This window comes from Nocardioides nitrophenolicus (genome assembly GCF_016907515.1).
In the GTDB taxonomy this organism is placed as follows: Bacteria; Actinomycetota; Actinomycetes; order Propionibacteriales; family Nocardioidaceae; genus Nocardioides; species Nocardioides nitrophenolicus.
On record NZ_JAFBBY010000001.1, the window covers coordinates 1,547,014 to 1,560,486 of the forward strand.

At 72.7% G+C, this 13,473-nt stretch carries 14 protein-coding genes; 8 read left to right on the forward strand and 6 right to left on the reverse strand.

The features are described from left to right. The first annotated feature begins 29 nt into the window (after positions 1-29). The gene (locus JOD66_RS29410) at positions 30-1,079 is read left to right on the forward strand and encodes a putative sugar O-methyltransferase (RefSeq protein ID WP_204836308.1); all 1,050 of its coding nucleotides are present in this window, start codon (positions 30-32) and stop codon (positions 1,077-1,079) included. Positions 1,080-1,082: 3 nt separating this feature from the next. Here the strand turns inward: JOD66_RS29410 and JOD66_RS07690 are convergent, their stop codons facing one another. Then, entirely contained in the window at positions 1,083-2,144 is a 1,062-nt protein-coding gene (locus tag JOD66_RS07690) for a sulfotransferase family protein (RefSeq protein ID WP_204836309.1), read from the reverse strand. A 242-nt stretch (positions 2,145-2,386) separates the two neighbouring features. Here JOD66_RS07690 and JOD66_RS29015 point away from each other — a divergent pair, with 242 nt between their 5' ends. From JOD66_RS29015 to JOD66_RS07705, 3 genes are read left to right on the forward strand one after another with little or no spacing between them, the layout of a single operon-like run. Continuing rightward, the gene (locus JOD66_RS29015) at positions 2,387-3,088 is read left to right on the forward strand and encodes an acyltransferase (RefSeq protein WP_204836310.1); all 702 of its coding nucleotides are present in this window, start codon (positions 2,387-2,389) and stop codon (positions 3,086-3,088) included. Between the two features lie 8 nt (positions 3,089-3,096). Further along, positions 3,097-3,354 carry a phosphopantetheine-binding protein gene (locus tag JOD66_RS07700; protein WP_204836311.1) on the forward strand — a complete coding sequence of 86 codons (258 nt, stop codon included), beginning with the start codon at positions 3,097-3,099 and terminating at the stop codon, positions 3,352-3,354. Next, complete coding sequence (locus JOD66_RS07705; protein ID WP_204836312.1) at positions 3,351-4,088, forward strand: SDR family NAD(P)-dependent oxidoreductase; 738 nt, start codon at positions 3,351-3,353, stop codon at positions 4,086-4,088. The genes JOD66_RS07700 and JOD66_RS07705 overlap by 4 nt, the downstream gene beginning before the upstream one ends. 70 nt (positions 4,089-4,158) lie before the next feature. Here JOD66_RS07705 and JOD66_RS07710 read toward each other — a convergent pair whose 3' ends face one another. The 4 genes from JOD66_RS07710 to JOD66_RS29415 are packed head-to-tail and all read right to left on the reverse strand — an operon-like array spanning position 4,159 to position 8,387. Beyond that, positions 4,159-5,379: a HipA domain-containing protein gene (locus JOD66_RS07710; protein WP_204836313.1), complete on the reverse strand. Its 1,221-nt coding sequence runs from the start codon at positions 5,377-5,379 to the stop codon at positions 4,159-4,161. A gap of 26 nt (positions 5,380-5,405) precedes the next feature. Continuing rightward, on the reverse strand, positions 5,406-5,774 hold the full coding sequence (locus JOD66_RS07715; RefSeq protein ID WP_204836314.1) for a helix-turn-helix domain-containing protein: 369 nt from the start codon (positions 5,772-5,774) through the stop codon (positions 5,406-5,408). 40 nt (positions 5,775-5,814) lie between these two features. Continuing rightward, positions 5,815-7,119 (reverse strand): MATE family efflux transporter, encoded by a 1,305-nt coding sequence (locus JOD66_RS07720; protein ID WP_204836315.1) that lies wholly within the window; start codon positions 7,117-7,119, stop codon positions 5,815-5,817. Continuing rightward, positions 7,116-8,387, reverse strand: coding sequence for a phthiocerol/phthiodiolone dimycocerosyl transferase family protein (locus JOD66_RS29415; RefSeq protein ID WP_204836316.1), 1,272 nt, complete (start codon positions 8,385-8,387; stop codon positions 7,116-7,118). The genes JOD66_RS07720 and JOD66_RS29415 overlap by 4 nt, the downstream gene beginning before the upstream one ends. Positions 8,388-8,525: 138 nt before the next feature. On the opposite strand from JOD66_RS29415, the gene JOD66_RS07730 reads away from it, so the two are divergent. From JOD66_RS07730 to JOD66_RS07745, 4 genes are all read left to right on the forward strand, one after another. After that, on the forward strand, positions 8,526-9,914 hold the full coding sequence (locus JOD66_RS07730; protein WP_204836317.1) for a class I adenylate-forming enzyme family protein: 1,389 nt from the start codon (positions 8,526-8,528) through the stop codon (positions 9,912-9,914). 103 nt (positions 9,915-10,017) lie between these two features. After that, complete coding sequence (locus JOD66_RS07735; RefSeq protein WP_204836318.1) at positions 10,018-10,977, forward strand: hypothetical protein; 960 nt, start codon at positions 10,018-10,020, stop codon at positions 10,975-10,977. Next, the gene (locus tag JOD66_RS07740; protein WP_204836319.1) at positions 10,974-11,705 is read left to right on the forward strand and encodes an SGNH/GDSL hydrolase family protein; all 732 of its coding nucleotides are present in this window, start codon (positions 10,974-10,976) and stop codon (positions 11,703-11,705) included. The genes JOD66_RS07735 and JOD66_RS07740 overlap by 4 nt, the downstream gene beginning before the upstream one ends. Then, the gene (locus tag JOD66_RS07745; RefSeq protein ID WP_204836320.1) at positions 11,702-12,355 is read left to right on the forward strand and encodes an acyltransferase; all 654 of its coding nucleotides are present in this window, start codon (positions 11,702-11,704) and stop codon (positions 12,353-12,355) included. Before JOD66_RS07740 ends, JOD66_RS07745 begins: the two co-directional genes overlap by 4 nt. A 238-nt stretch (positions 12,356-12,593) precedes the next feature. Here the strand turns inward: JOD66_RS07745 and JOD66_RS07750 are convergent, their stop codons facing one another. Beyond that, entirely contained in the window at positions 12,594-13,469 is an 876-nt protein-coding gene (locus JOD66_RS07750; RefSeq protein WP_204836321.1) for an FkbM family methyltransferase, read from the reverse strand. Positions 13,470-13,473 lie beyond the last annotated feature (4 nt).

Here is a 13,473-nt window from a genome sequence, read left to right on the forward strand (position 1 = left end):
CGGCGCGAGCGCCATTACAGTGAGCGACCGTGCCCCCGAACTCCCCCTCGTCCTACCCCGCCCTGGTCCGCCGCTGGGCCACCCAGCGCACCAAGGTCGCCGCGGCGCGCGCCGGGTTCCTCATCACCCGGATGAACGACGAGAGCCGGCGCTACGTCGAGATCACCCACAACGACGACGTCCCCCTCCCGGCGGGCGCCGAGCACGAGCTGCGGCCCGACAACCCCGCGCTCGACGAGCTGGAGGCGGCGTACGACGCGCTGGGGGTCGCCGCCGCGGCCCACACCCAGTGGCGGCAGAGCTTCCTCAAGAAGAACCTGTCCCTGGCCTGGTTCCGCGGCGACAACGCCTATGTCTGGCAGTTCCGCCAGCTCGGCAGCTCCGCGCGGATCCGGATGTACCTGGCGATGCTCGACGTGCTGGAGCGCGACCGGCTCGGCCTGTTCGGCAAGCTGAGCGAGGACGGGCTGTTCGGCGCGTTCACGTTCAGCTTCGGCGACCGGCCGCCGATCAGCCGCGACCTGCTCGACAGCATCAACGAGATCAACTACCTCGACGACCAGATGGGCCTGGCGTCCATCGAGGGGCTGCGGGTGCTCGACATCGGCGCCGGCTACGGCCGCCTGGCGCACCGGATGTCGACGGCCCTGCCCAACCTGGCGGCGTACGACTGCATCGACGGGGTGGCCACCTCCACCTTCCTGTGCTCCTACTACACCCGCTTCCGCGAGCTGCCCGACTCCGTGCGGGTGGTCCGGCTCGACGAGTACCAGACCCTCGGCGAGCGCTACGACGTCGCGGTCAACATCCACAGCTTCTCGGAGTGCTCGCACGACGCGATCCGCTGGTGGCTGGACCGGATCGCCGAGCGCGACATCCCGTGGCTGCTGATCGTCCCGAACACGCCCGACGAGCTGCGCAGCACCGAGGCCGACGGCTCGATGGAGCCCTTCCGCCAGGACGTCCTCGACCGCGGCTACGAGCTGGTCGACGACCGGCCGATCCACCAGTCCGACGAGCTGCGCGAGCTGATCGACCTGCACGACCGGTTCTACCTGTTCAAGCGCAAGGACGCCTGAGACTCACACGCTCCAGCTGGCGAACGGCTGCCCGGTCAGCTCGCGCAGCCGCCGCGCCTCGGGGGCCAGCAGCTCCCGGAGCCGGGCCTCGGTCTCCGGCGTGAGCGTGGGCCGCTCGACGAGGTTCGAGGACCGACGCCAGGCCGCCATGCTGACCATCCGGCGGGGTCCGGCGGGCAGCTTGCGGAAGGCGCGCAGCAGCGGTCCCCTCCGCAGTCGCAGCAGCCAGCCCGGCACCTGGTACTTCTCCTCGCGGGTGTTGTGGCGCCCGTAGTCCTCGGCGGTGGCGTCGGGCGCGTCGAGACCGAGGAAGGCGAAGACCCGCGCCATGGTGCCGACCACGTCGGCGCCGAGGTCGGCGAGGTCGAGCACCAGCACCTGCTCGGTGGGAAAGCGGCGCAGCACCTCGGTCAGCTGGGTGGCGTAGCGGCTCGACGCCATCAGCGCGTGCGCGGGATCGGCGGCGTCGGCGATCTCCTCGTCGAGGCTGCGGTGCGCGGCATGCCACTGCACCTGCTCGACGTACTCGGCCACGAGGCGCTCCACCGGGTCGCGCACCAGGTAGATCAGCCGGGCGTCCGGGGTCAGCTCGGCCATCCGGTCGACGACGCCCGGCACGACGGGGAACTTGGTGTAGTGCGGCGACGACTCCACCCGGAGCCGGGTGCCCTCGGGGAAGTGCTGCTGGTAGCGGCCGACCCAGTCGGCCGCGCCCGGGTCGGAGAAGAAGCGCATCTCCTTCTCCGTCGACACCGCGATCTCGGGGTGGACGTCGAGGTAGTTGTGCATGCTCGTCGTCCCGGCCTTCATGGCGCCGATCACGATGACGTTCGGCATCCGCTCCGGAGCCGGGCTGGTCGGCACCGCGTCCGCCCGCGCCACCCGCTGCCGCGGCGCGAGGTGCGCGGTGCAGTTCAGGCAGGCGTCGACCGGCTGCCCGGCCGAGCGCAGCGTCCAGCCCAGGCGCCGGAGCTGCTCGGGCGGTCCGACGGTCAGGACCGGGGGGACACAGACGTCGCACTGGAGGGAGAGCTGGCCCCCGGACGCCTCGGCAAGTACGACCACGGGCGTGAGGATACGGCGCACGGGGGTCGGGTGCTGGGGAAGCCCGGAACAGCCGTGGTTTCCAGGCGAAGCCTGGATCCACCGATCTGCCGCGTCGCGAGCGTCACCAGATGGGTGCGGTGGCAAGGCGCCCGGCGCGAAGGCAGCCTGGTGGGCTGTCGAGCGTCGGCAACGCAGCCAACGTGCCCAGCTGGTGGCGCGCAGCAGCGGCAGATCGGCGGATCCAGGCTAAGGTCGCCCGCGTGCGTCAGGCTCTCACGACATTGGTGTTCCTGCTCCCCCCGAGTGGCCTCAAGATCCGCCTGCTCAACCGGCTCGGCCACCAGGTGCATCCCACGGCCGTCCTCGGCGTCTGCCTGGTCCGCCGGGTGGATCGCTTCGAGATCGGCGCGGGCTCGCTGATCCACCACTTCAACCTGTTCCGCGACCTGCGGCTGGTGCGGCTCGGCGTCGGCTGCCGGATCATGCTCTTCAACCAGGTCGTGGGCGACTCGGGCTACGAGCCGGGCGCCGTCCAGACCGAGAACCTGCGCACCCTGCGGCTGGGTGACGACTCCCACATCATCAGCCAGCACTACCTCGACTGCGGCGGCGGCGTCGTCCTCGGCGACAACACCTGGGTCACCGGGATCCGCTCCACGCTGCTCTCCCACGCGTTCGACCCGACCAACGGCGGTGTCATCCTCGACCCGGTCACGATCGGCGACCGGGCGGTGATCGCGACCTCCTGCACGATGCTGCCCGGCACCGTCATCGGCGAGGGCGCGCTGATCGCCGCCGGCTCGACCACCTGGACCGGGCAGGAGGCGAAGGGCGCCCACCTGCACGGCGGCGTGCCCGCGCGCCGGCTCGCGCCGATCGACATCCCGAGACATGTCTACAACCGGGCCCGTTACCAAGGACCCCGTGACGTCGTTGCCCCTGCGAACCCCCCATCTGAGTAGAGGTCGCCATGAACGAGTTCGAGCCCAAGATCGTCACCATCGTCACCGAGCTGCTGGAGCGCTCGGACCGCGAGGACCAGAGCGTCGCCCTCGACTCCGCGCTCCACGGCGACGACGGGCTCGGGCTGGACTCGCTGGAGACCGCCGAGCTGTCCGCGATCCTCGAGGACGAGTTCGGCACCGACCCGTTCGGCGCCGGGCTGCTGCCCGAGACCGTGGGTGACATCGTGGCGTTCTACGCCGACGCCACCGCCGCGTCCGCATGACCGCACCCCGCACCGTCGTCATCACCGGCGGCAGCCGCGGTCTCGGCGAGGGCATCGTCCAGCACTTCCTCGACGCCGGCGACCGGGTCGCCACCTGTGCCCGCAGCGAGACCGACGCGGTCCGCGCGTGGCAGGCCGACCCGGCGTACGACGGGCGCTTCCTGTTCCGCAAGGCCGACCTGGCCGACCGCGACGACTGCACCCGGTTCTTCAAGGACGTCGTCGCGGAGTGGAAGTCCGTCGACGTGCTCGTCAACAACGCCGGCGTCGCCCGCGACGGCATCCTGGCGCTGTTCAGCGACGAGGACTCCGACACCGTGATCGACCTCAACCTGAAGGCGACCATCCACCTCACCAAGCAGGTCGTGCGCAACATGCTCGCCCACGGTGGCGGGCGGATCGTCAACATCTCCTCGATCACCGGCCTCACCGGCTATCGCGGCCTCAGCGTCTACGGCGCCACCAAGGCCGCGCTCGACGGGTTCACCCGCGGCCTGGCCCGCGAGGTGGGCTCGCGCCGGATCACGGTCAACAGCATCGCGTCGGGCTACCTGAAGACCGAGATGAGCCACGGGCTCGACGACGGCCAGCTCAACCAGATCGTCCGTCGTACGCCGGCCGGCCGGCTGGGCGAGCCCGACGACATCGCCCGCGCCGTGGAGTTCCTCGTCGACGAGCGCAACGACTGGATCACCGGTCAGGTGCTGGTGGTCGATGGTGGGCTGACCGCCTGAGTCGGCTCCGGTCAGCTCAGGCGGGCGAGGACGGTCCGACAACGTTGGGTGATGGCGCCCGGCCCATCGCTCATGCGGCGCCATAGGACGGCGCTGAGGCCCGGCTCGATCTCGTCGACAGCGGGTCGTGGAAGGCATCGCGGAACGCGTCCGGGAGGTTCTCGACCAGGTCGACGACCCGCCGCAGGCGTTCGTCGGCGTCCAGGCCCATCTCGTCGGCATGCCTCGCGAAGGTCTTGGGGTAGGCCTCACCGAAGTCGCGGACCCCGCCCACGGCGACGGCCGCCTTGGTGCCACCGCCGGCAGTGTCGTACGGAGCGCCCGTCGCCAGATCGTAGAGAGGGGCCAGGCGGACCTGGGCGCCGGAGCTCAGGAGCGCGAGGTTCTTCCCGTGTCCGTCCGGACATTCGGCGAGCAGGTTGAAGAGGAGGGCGTCGGAGAGTCTGATCACGTCCGCATCCGGGTCGGACGACGTACGCCGCAGCAGGTCCGCCATGGAACGCGCCGTCGGCCCGCCGTTCGCGGCGTACTTGTTCTCAGGCATGATCCCGAGCGCCTGGCACATGTCGACCTGGTGGACGCGGGTCCAGGGCAGCGCTTCCGTCGCGACGGCTCGCGGACGCCAGCGGTCGAAGCGCTGAACGACCAGGGTCGGCTCGCTCCCGAATCGGCGCACGTCGACCCGCGCCGTCGTGAGGCCGAGGGCGCGGGACGCACGCATGGTCGCGAACTCGACCACGGCCTGATGACTCATGCGGCCGATGCCCGGCTTGAAGATGTGGGTGGTCGGCGCCGAGCCCGTGGCTTCATGCCAGGAGCCCTCGATGAAGGCGAGGGCGAACTTCGCCTGCGCACCACCGAGTGACCAGCTCTCCTGGGGAAGGGTCCACGACGAGGCCGTGGAACCGTCGCGCAGGTTCCGGAGTCGAGTCTCGATGTCGCTGTCGGATACGCCGACGTAGTTGCCTTCGGCCGCGTCGAGGAGGTGTTCCTCACCGGCCCTGACGAACTGCACCGCCCCCGCACAGTCGCGGCCGAGGTGAGCGAGCAGGTCGACTGGATGGTCCGGGACCCCGAAGTCCCGTGCCCACCGGCCGCGAACGTCCGCGACGTCAGGGAGGAGTCCGGCGAGGAAGGCGAGAACCGCAGTCCCCCGGTGGGGACGCTGTCGCACCGGCAACGTCGGGCAGAGCGGCCACCGCGCGTCGGTGCGGTAGGCGAGCGCCACATCGTCGCGACGCTCTCCCGGACCGCGCGAGACGGTCGCGACGGCCCTGCCGTGCAGCGCCACGGTGAGCTCGAGCCCGCGGCTGCTGGTCATCGTCCGTCCTCACCGACGGATCCGTCGAGCTCGGAGAGAAGGGTGTCGAGGTCCACCGGCGGGTGGTCGGCGTCGTCGAGCACGCCCTCGGTGGCGGACAGCGGGCTCAGGCTGAGCACGAGCCCGAGACTCCTCAACAGTCGCAGGACCGTGACCGGCTCGGCGTTCGGAAGCCCGGCCTCGAAGCGGATCAACCAGCCGCGCGAGACGCCTGCCTCGTCGGCCAGCGCGGCTTGGGTGAGTCCGGCGCGGAGGCGGGCATCGCGAACCGCTGGGCCGAGGAATGCCCAGTTGCTGATCGTCCGCCGCGGACCCATGACGTCATCGTACGGTGACATTGCGGCGATGTCACCGCTCAGTGACATCGACGAGTCGTCATCGATCAGTGACCACTCGCCAGGTCCGTCAGCCCTGCCGGGCCGCGACCACCTCACCCCGCCGCGCCGCATGCCGCCCCCGCGGCGCGCGCCCGTCCCAGGCGATCGCGATCCACCAGCAGGCCGTGGACACCGCGGTGCCGACCGCCATCGCCCACAGCGCGCCCTCGGCGTCGCCGAGGACCGCGCCGACGACCATGCAGACGCCGATCAGCAGCAGGGCCACGATGTCGGTGACCATGGCGGTCTGGATCCGGTGGCGTCCGATCAGCGCCGCCCGCAGGCCGCTCTGGCCGGCCATCAGCAGCACCTTGCAGCTGATGGCCAGCATCAGCGGCTGGACGACGTCCCACGACTCGCCCAGGATCGCCCAGCCGATCGGGTCGGGGAGGAACACCAGGACCACGAGGTTGACGACGCCGACCGCGAGGCAGATCGCGATCGCCTTGCGGACATGGCCCCACCAGGCGCCCTCCTCGGCCCGGTCGCGCGCGATGTCGGTGGCCGCCGCGGTCGAGACCGCCAGCTGGACGGCGGTGCTGGGCGCGGCGAGCAGGGTCGCCGCGCGGTACGCCGCGACGGCGAGCGCCGAGCTGAACAGCGTCATCAGGGAGGCGAACAGCAAGGTGATGCCGCTGCTGGCGACGCCGCCGACCAGGGAGCGCCAGGAGAACGCCCAGTGCTCGCGCAGCCAGGCGACGCCGTCGCGGCCGGGCACGCCGTACTGCACGAAGACCCACACGCCCGACACGCCGCCCGACCAGCTCCACATCAGGATCGGCCAGACCAGGCCGTCGAGGTCCAGGACCATCGCGGCGCCGAAGCCGGCGACCATGAGCACCAGCCACAGCGCGTCGATCGCCACGGCCCGCCCGGGCTGGCGCCGGGCGATGCCGAGATAGCGGCCGACGTCCTGGACGACCAGCAGCGGCATGGGTACGGCGAGCGCCAGCACCGGCCAGGCCAGGGCGCTGCCGGTGACCAGCAGGACGCCGCCCGCCAGGCCGGTGAGCACGCCGGCGGCGACACCGGTCACCGTCGCGGACGCCAGGATCGTGCGGGGCCGGTCGTCGGCCTCTTCGGGATGGACCACGACGGTGGTCGAGATCAGGCTGCGCACGGCGACCTGCGCCACCGTGTAGACCATCACGATCAGGCTGAACCGGCCGAAGTCGACCGGGGCGAAGGCGTGCGCGACCCAGATCAGCGCCGCGATGTTCGACAGGCTCGACAGCGCCTGGTCGACGGTGATCAGGCTGAGCCGGCTCCCGGCCCCCCGCGTGTTCTCGGCGGGTGCGGCCGCGGCGCCCGGGTCGGTGGCCTGCCGGCTCACCGGCCCGCCGCGACGTCGGCCAGGAAGGCCCGGTAGGAGTCGACGAGCCGCGCGGCGTGGGCCTCGTCGATGCGGTTGTCGTCGGTGGCGATGGTGTGGACCAGCCGGCCGCGGTAGCTGAGCGTCGCGACGAAGACCACCTGGTTCGGCGCGGGCGCGAGCTGGCCCTGCACGAAGGTGAGCCACTCCGGGTCGGTGCCGGGGTCGATCACGCCCATGTTGCTGACCACCAGGCACGGCGGCCCGGCGCTCAGCGCGGCCGCCACCAGGTCGCGGCCGGCGTCGAGGTCCTCGACCTTCTCGGTGCGGGTGAGCTGGAAGAAGAGCTCGCCCTCGCCGCGCGCCAGCGCCTCGCGGATGGTCGCGACGATCTCACCCGCCAGGCCCCACGGCTCGGGCGCGTCGACCCGGAACGGGCGGGACAGCACGGCCACCACCATCGCGGTCGGGGCATCCGGCGTCGGGCTGGGCGTCGAGAGGTCGGCGGGCACGGCCAGCTGGACCGTCGCCCCACCGGCGTCGGCGGCGCACAGCTCGCGGGCCACGATGCCGAGCCAGGCGGCGGAGACGGTCGCGAACACGCTGGAGCCGTGCTTTCGCCCGGTGGCCAGGACCTCCGCCGCGGGCTCCGGGTCGAGCACGAGCTGCCGCAGCCGCGGCCGGCAGGGCACCGACGTCTCGGGCCACCACGCCGGACCGGGGGCTCCGAGCTCGACGTTGCGGGCCCGGATCGTGCGGAGCAGGTCGAGCATCGCGGCACGGTCCTGCTGCCACGGGTACGTCGACCCACCGGCCGGCGCCGGCGTCGACAGCTCCTGCTGCTCGGGGATGTCCTGGCCGTCGAGCAGCCGGACCAGCCACTGCACCTCGCCGAGGCCGATCCGGCCGTCGAGCAGGGCGTGATGGCCGAGCAGGATCAGCCGCGAGCGCCCTTCGGCGGGGCTGCGCAGGTGGAGCAGTCGCGGCGCCAGGCCGAGCTCGTGCCGGACCGTGGCCTCCTCGTCGAACACCGCGTCCCAGTCGGCGACCGGGAGATCGCGGGTGGTGACGTGGCCGGGCCGGACGCCGGGATCGGCGAGGGTGAGCTCCTCGGTGGCGACGGCGCGGCCGAGGACCCGGCGCTCGCGGAACTCGTCCCACACGGCGGCCACGGTCTCGGGCTCGAAGCAGCGCGCGAGGTCCGCGGAGATCATCACATTGCTCGGCCACTGGTGGTCGAGGAAGGTGTAGTACTTCTCCGCGGTCGTCATCGGACGGTGCACGCCCACGCCTGCCACTCCTTCTCCGTCGTGGTCTCCGCCGGCGGTACGAGCAGCACCGGCTTCCTGCCCAACGCTCGCGCCGGACAAGCGTCACGATCCTTCCATCCGAGAGACCACCCGCCGCGGCTCGGCCATACTGACGCCATGATCCGCCTGCTCGAACGAGCCGCCGCCGCAGTGCCGGACCAGCCGGCCGTGATCACGACCGAGGCCACCACGACGTACGCCGGGCTGCTGGCCGCGGCGCGCGCGACCGGCGCGGCCCTCCAGGCCCGGGGCATCGACCGGTTCGCGCTCGTCGAGCCGGACGCGGGTCGGGTGCTCACGCTGCTCGCCGGGGCCGCGCTGGTCGGCACGGAGCCCTGCCAGTACCAGCCCGACATCGACGCCGGGCAGTTCCGCGAGCAGGCCGCCGCGCTCGGTCACACGCTCGTGGTGTCCCGGCGCACGGACCTCGCCGGCGACGGCCTCGTCGTGCTCGACCCGGCCGAGCTGACCGCGACCGGTCCCGCCACGCCGGCCGAGGAGCAGCCGATCCTGATCCGGACGACCGGCACCACCGGGCTGCCCAAGGCGGCGCGGCACGACTGGTCGGTGCTCGCCCGCACCACCCGCTCCGCGACGCCGCGGCCCGGCCAGCGCTGGCTGCTGGCCTACGGTCCCCAGCAGTTCGCCGGGATCCAGGTGCTCCAGCACGTGCTGGCGATCCAGGGCACCCTGGTCGCACCGTTCCCCCGCCAGCCCCGCGACGGCCTCGACGCGCTGCTGGACCCGCGCCCGGACCGCCGGCCGGACTGCGTGAGCGCGACGCCGACGTACTGGCGCTTCCTGCTCGCCGAGGCGCGCGGTCGCGGTGTCGCGCTGCCGCCGCTCGCGCAGGTGACCCTGGGCGGCGAGGCGAGCTCGCCCGACCTGCTGGAGGAGCTGCGCACCGCGTTCCCGGACGCCCGGATCTCGCAGGTCTACGCCTCCACCGAGTTCGGCTCGATCGCCTCGGTGGGCGACGGCCGGCCGGGGCTCTCGGTCGCCAGCCTGTGGAGCCCGGAGAACCCCGAAGGCCTGCTCCGGGTGGTCGACGGACAGCTGTGGGTGCGCGCCGGCACCGGCATGAGCGGGTACGCCGGGGACCGCTCGGACACGCCGGTCGAGGAGGACGGCTGGGTCCCCACCGGCGACCTCGCCGAGGTCGTCGAGGACCGGGTGCTGTTCCGGGGGCGCGACTCCGAGGTGATCAACGTCGGTGGGGTGAAGGTGCACCCGCTGCCCGTCGAGGAACGGATCTCGGCCCTGCCGGGCGTCTCGATGGCTCGCGTGTTCGGGCGGCCCAACCGCCTCACCGGAGCGATCGTCGCCACCGAGGTGGTGCCCGTGGGCGAGCTCGCGGCCACCGACGCCGAGGCGCTGAAGCGCGAGGTCCGCGCCGCCGTCGCCGACCTGCCTCCGGCCTGGCGCCCGCGCAGCATCGCCCTCGTGGAGGAGCTCGCGACCAAGGGCACCAAGACGCTGCGCGGGATGGCCGCCGCCGAGTCCTGAGCCCGACCGGCCGGTCCGTTCGCCCACCGGCCCGGTCCGGCGTCCGTTATTCTCCGCACGATCGCTGGCCGACCGCGGCCGGCGCCCAAGGCCTGGAGGTCCGTTGCCGTCTGACTTCGCCTACAGCTCCCTGCGACGTCTGGCCTCCGCACCCGGCGCCCGGCACCTCATCCAGCGGGTGCGCGGCGAGCAGGACGAGATCCGGCTGGCCATCGGCCGGCTGGAGAGCCACCTGCTCGACCTGCGCCGTCCGCAGCGGCTGCAGGACGCCGAGTTCAAGGTCTTCTCCCAGTTCGGCGAGGACGGCATCATCCAGCACCTGGTGCGCTCCGTCGACCCGGCGGAGACGACCTTCGTCGAGATCGGGACCGGCGACTACCGCGAGTCCAACACCCGCTTCCTGCTGCAGAACGACAACTGGCGCGGGGTCGTGATCGACGGCGGTGAGGACCACGTCCGCTTCGTCCTGGGCTCCGGGCTGAGCTGGCGCTACGACGTCGAGCCGGTGTCGGCGTTCGTGACCAGGGAGAACGTCAACCAGCTGATCACCGACGCCGGGCTGAGCGGCCGGATCGGCCTGCTGTCCGTCGACGTCGACGGCATCGACTACTGGCTGTGGAACGCGATCGACGTGGTCGACCCCGCCATCGTCGTGGCCGAGTACAACGCCCTCCTCGGGCCCGAGGCCACGATCACCGTGCCCTACGACCCGGCGTTCGTGAACTCCGAGGCCCACTACTCCCAGCTCTACTTCGGCGCCTCGCTCGGTGCCCTGGTCCACCTCGGCGCTCAGCGCGGCTACCGGTTCGTCGGCTGCGCCAGCAACGGCGCGAACGCCTTCTTCGTCCGGGAGGACGTCGCCGGCGACCTGCCCGCGCAGACCGCCGCGAGCGGCTACCGCGAGAGCCGCTTCCTCACCGGCCGCAACCCCGACGGCACGCTGTCGCGCACCCGCAGCGTCGCGGAGCGGCTCACCCTGATCGGCGACCTGCCGGTCGTCGACGTGACCACCGGCACCGAGACCACGGTCGCGGCCGCCGTCGGTGACCGAGGCAGGGCGTGAGGCACCGGCTCCGCGTCCTGCGCGCCCACGTCCTTGCCTGGATCGGCATCCTGCGCCTGGCCCGGGCGCTCTCGCGCGGCCAGGTCGACCAGGTGTGGGTCGGCGAGTCCAATGCCGCCTTCTTCGCCGGCGACCGCTTCCCTCCCCTCGGCGTGGGGAGCACCATCGAGCGCCGCTGGGCCTGGCATCTCGGGCCCCGGCTGATGTACTCCATCGCGCGCGACGGCTTCAAGCCGTCGATGCACCGCGCCGCCCGGCTGCTCGCGCGCGCCGCCCGCGGCCGTGACGTCGTCTGGGTGTTCAGCTTCGGCGAGATCGACATCCGCTGCCACCTCGCGCCCCGCGTGATGGCGGGAGGCGACGTCGACTTCGTGACCGCGTACGCCGACCGGGTCCGTGGCCTGCTCCGCGACCTCGGCCTCGACCGAGGCGTCGTCATGGTCCCGGTCCCGCCCGCCACCCAGCAGTTCGTCCACGAGTCCTTCCCGGTGCGGGGCACCAACGAGGAGCGCCTGGCCACGCACGGGATCCTGCGCGAGCGTCTGGTCGAGGAGCTGGCCGGCTCCGCGCCGTCCCCCCGGCTGCTCCTCCTCGACGCCACCGACGAGCTCTCCGACGCCGACGGCTGGTTCCGCGCCGAACTGCACACCGACGGCGTCCACCCCAACGACGCCGGGCGCGAGGTCGCCCAGGCCGCCCTGCGCCGCCTGCTCGAGCGCACCCCATGAACGAGCGCGTCGAGGCCGTGCGCGGGCTGGCCGTCGGCCCGTTCCGCGTCTCCTACCTCCGCACCGCGGCCGCCCGGCTGAGCATGCACCGCACGGTGCTGGTCGGGCGCCGGTTCCGGATCGTCGGCCGCCGGCGGATCGAGGTCGCCGACGGCGCCCGCCTGCGGCTGGGCGTCAACTACTACGGCTTCCTCACCGGCCACGAGTGGTCGATCATCCGGGTCCGGGGCCGGCTGCGCCTGCTCGGCAACGTCACCGTGGCGACCGGCAACCGCTGGGACGTCGGCCCGGAGTCGACGGTGTCGGTCGGCGCGAGGACCTACTTCTCACCCGACGGCCTGCTGGTGAGCAACAGCGGGATCACCATCGGCTCCGACTGCGCCATCGGCTGGCGGGTGCAGCTGCTCGACGACGACTTCCACCGCCACCTCGCCGAGGGCGAGTCCGAGGAGCGCGGCACCGCGCCCGACATCACGATCGGCGACCGGGTCTGGATCGGCAGCCATGCCCAGATCTACAAGGGCGTGCGGATCGCCGACGGCTGCATCGTCGCCGGCGGCTCCGTGGTGACCTCGTCCATCACCGAGCCCGGCTGCCTGGTCGGCGGCGTGCCGGCCAAGATCATCCGGCGCGGCGTGACCTGGCGCTGACCCGGCGGGGGCCTGATCTGAGCCCAGCGGATCGGGTAGGCCGTCCGGCCAGGCGCCTCCGGCGCCTCCCGGCCCACCCCTCCGCGGCTCGGAGCGAGGGCCCCGCCGTCGGCGCCACCGCACTTCGCATGGCGAATGTCGATCCAGCGCCGACGGCACCCCGACTTCGCCGCGGAGGGGTGGGCCGTCCGGCGCCTGCGGCGCCCGGCCGGACGGCCGGGTGGTCGAGCCGGTGGGCTCAGATCAGGCCCGGCACCAGCTCCTGGATGGCCGCCTGCCCGGCGAGGTCGTCGGCGTGGACGACGGCGACGTCCCAGTAGGTGCGGCCGCGACTGCGCTGGTTGCCCGGTACGTCGAGGACCGCGCCGTGGCGCCCGGCCTCGGCGGTGGTCGTGCGGCCCACGGGCGTGGCGCCGTTGTCCCAGACCGCGACGTCGCGATAGCCGAGCGCCTCGAGCCGGGTCCACACGCTCACCGGGTCGTGACCGGCGATCCGGGTGAGATAGGGGTCGTACTCGAAGAACAGGATCGGGTGCGCGTCGGCCCAGGCCTCGGCCACCGCGGGCACCAGGACGACGTCGTAGCCGTCGGTGTCGGACTTCACCAGTCGCAGCCGGTCGAACTCGGGGTGCTCGGCTCGAAGGCGGGTCGGCGAGACCATCGGCATCGCGTCGGCGTCGCCGCCCTCGGCGAAGCGGGTGGTGCCGCCGGTGCGCACGGCGGTGAGGGCGGCCTGCTCGTCGTCGACCGACAGCAGCGCCTCGACGACCGAGACCCGCTTGTCGCCGTCGACGTTGCGGTGCAGGAACTCCAGGTACGCCGGGTCGGCCTCGATGCAGAGCACCCGGCCGTCCGCGGCGTTGAGGATCTGCACCGTCGAGTCGCCGACGTTGGCGCCGACGTCGAGCACCGTCAGCGGCGACGACTCGGCGACCAGGCGGGCCAGCTCGACCAGGTTCTGTCCGTACGTCGGCCCCCACCGCGCGTAGTCGGGCAGCCGGTGGGACCAGGGCAGCACCAGGGTCACGCCCTGGACCTCGCGCACCACCGGCCGGAACGGGAACCGGTCGCGGATCAGCCAGCCCAGGCGGCGCTTCGCGGTCGAGACCGCCATGCCC

Coding starts and splice junctions, on each gene's coding strand:
- JOD66_RS07750 (WP_204836321.1), bottom strand. CDS start 13,469: ATGGCGGTCTCGACCGCGAAGCGCCGCCTGGGCTGGCTGATCCGCGAC.
- JOD66_RS07730 (WP_204836317.1), top strand. CDS start 8,526: ATGATCCGCCTGCTCGAACGAGCCGCCGCCGCAGTGCCGGACCAGCCG.
- JOD66_RS07705 (WP_204836312.1), top strand. CDS start 3,351: ATGACCGCACCCCGCACCGTCGTCATCACCGGCGGCAGCCGCGGTCTC.
- JOD66_RS07715 (WP_204836314.1), bottom strand. CDS start 5,774: ATGTCACTGAGCGGTGACATCGCCGCAATGTCACCGTACGATGACGTC.
- JOD66_RS07700 (WP_204836311.1), top strand. CDS start 3,097: ATGAACGAGTTCGAGCCCAAGATCGTCACCATCGTCACCGAGCTGCTG.
- JOD66_RS07745 (WP_204836320.1), top strand. CDS start 11,702: ATGAACGAGCGCGTCGAGGCCGTGCGCGGGCTGGCCGTCGGCCCGTTC.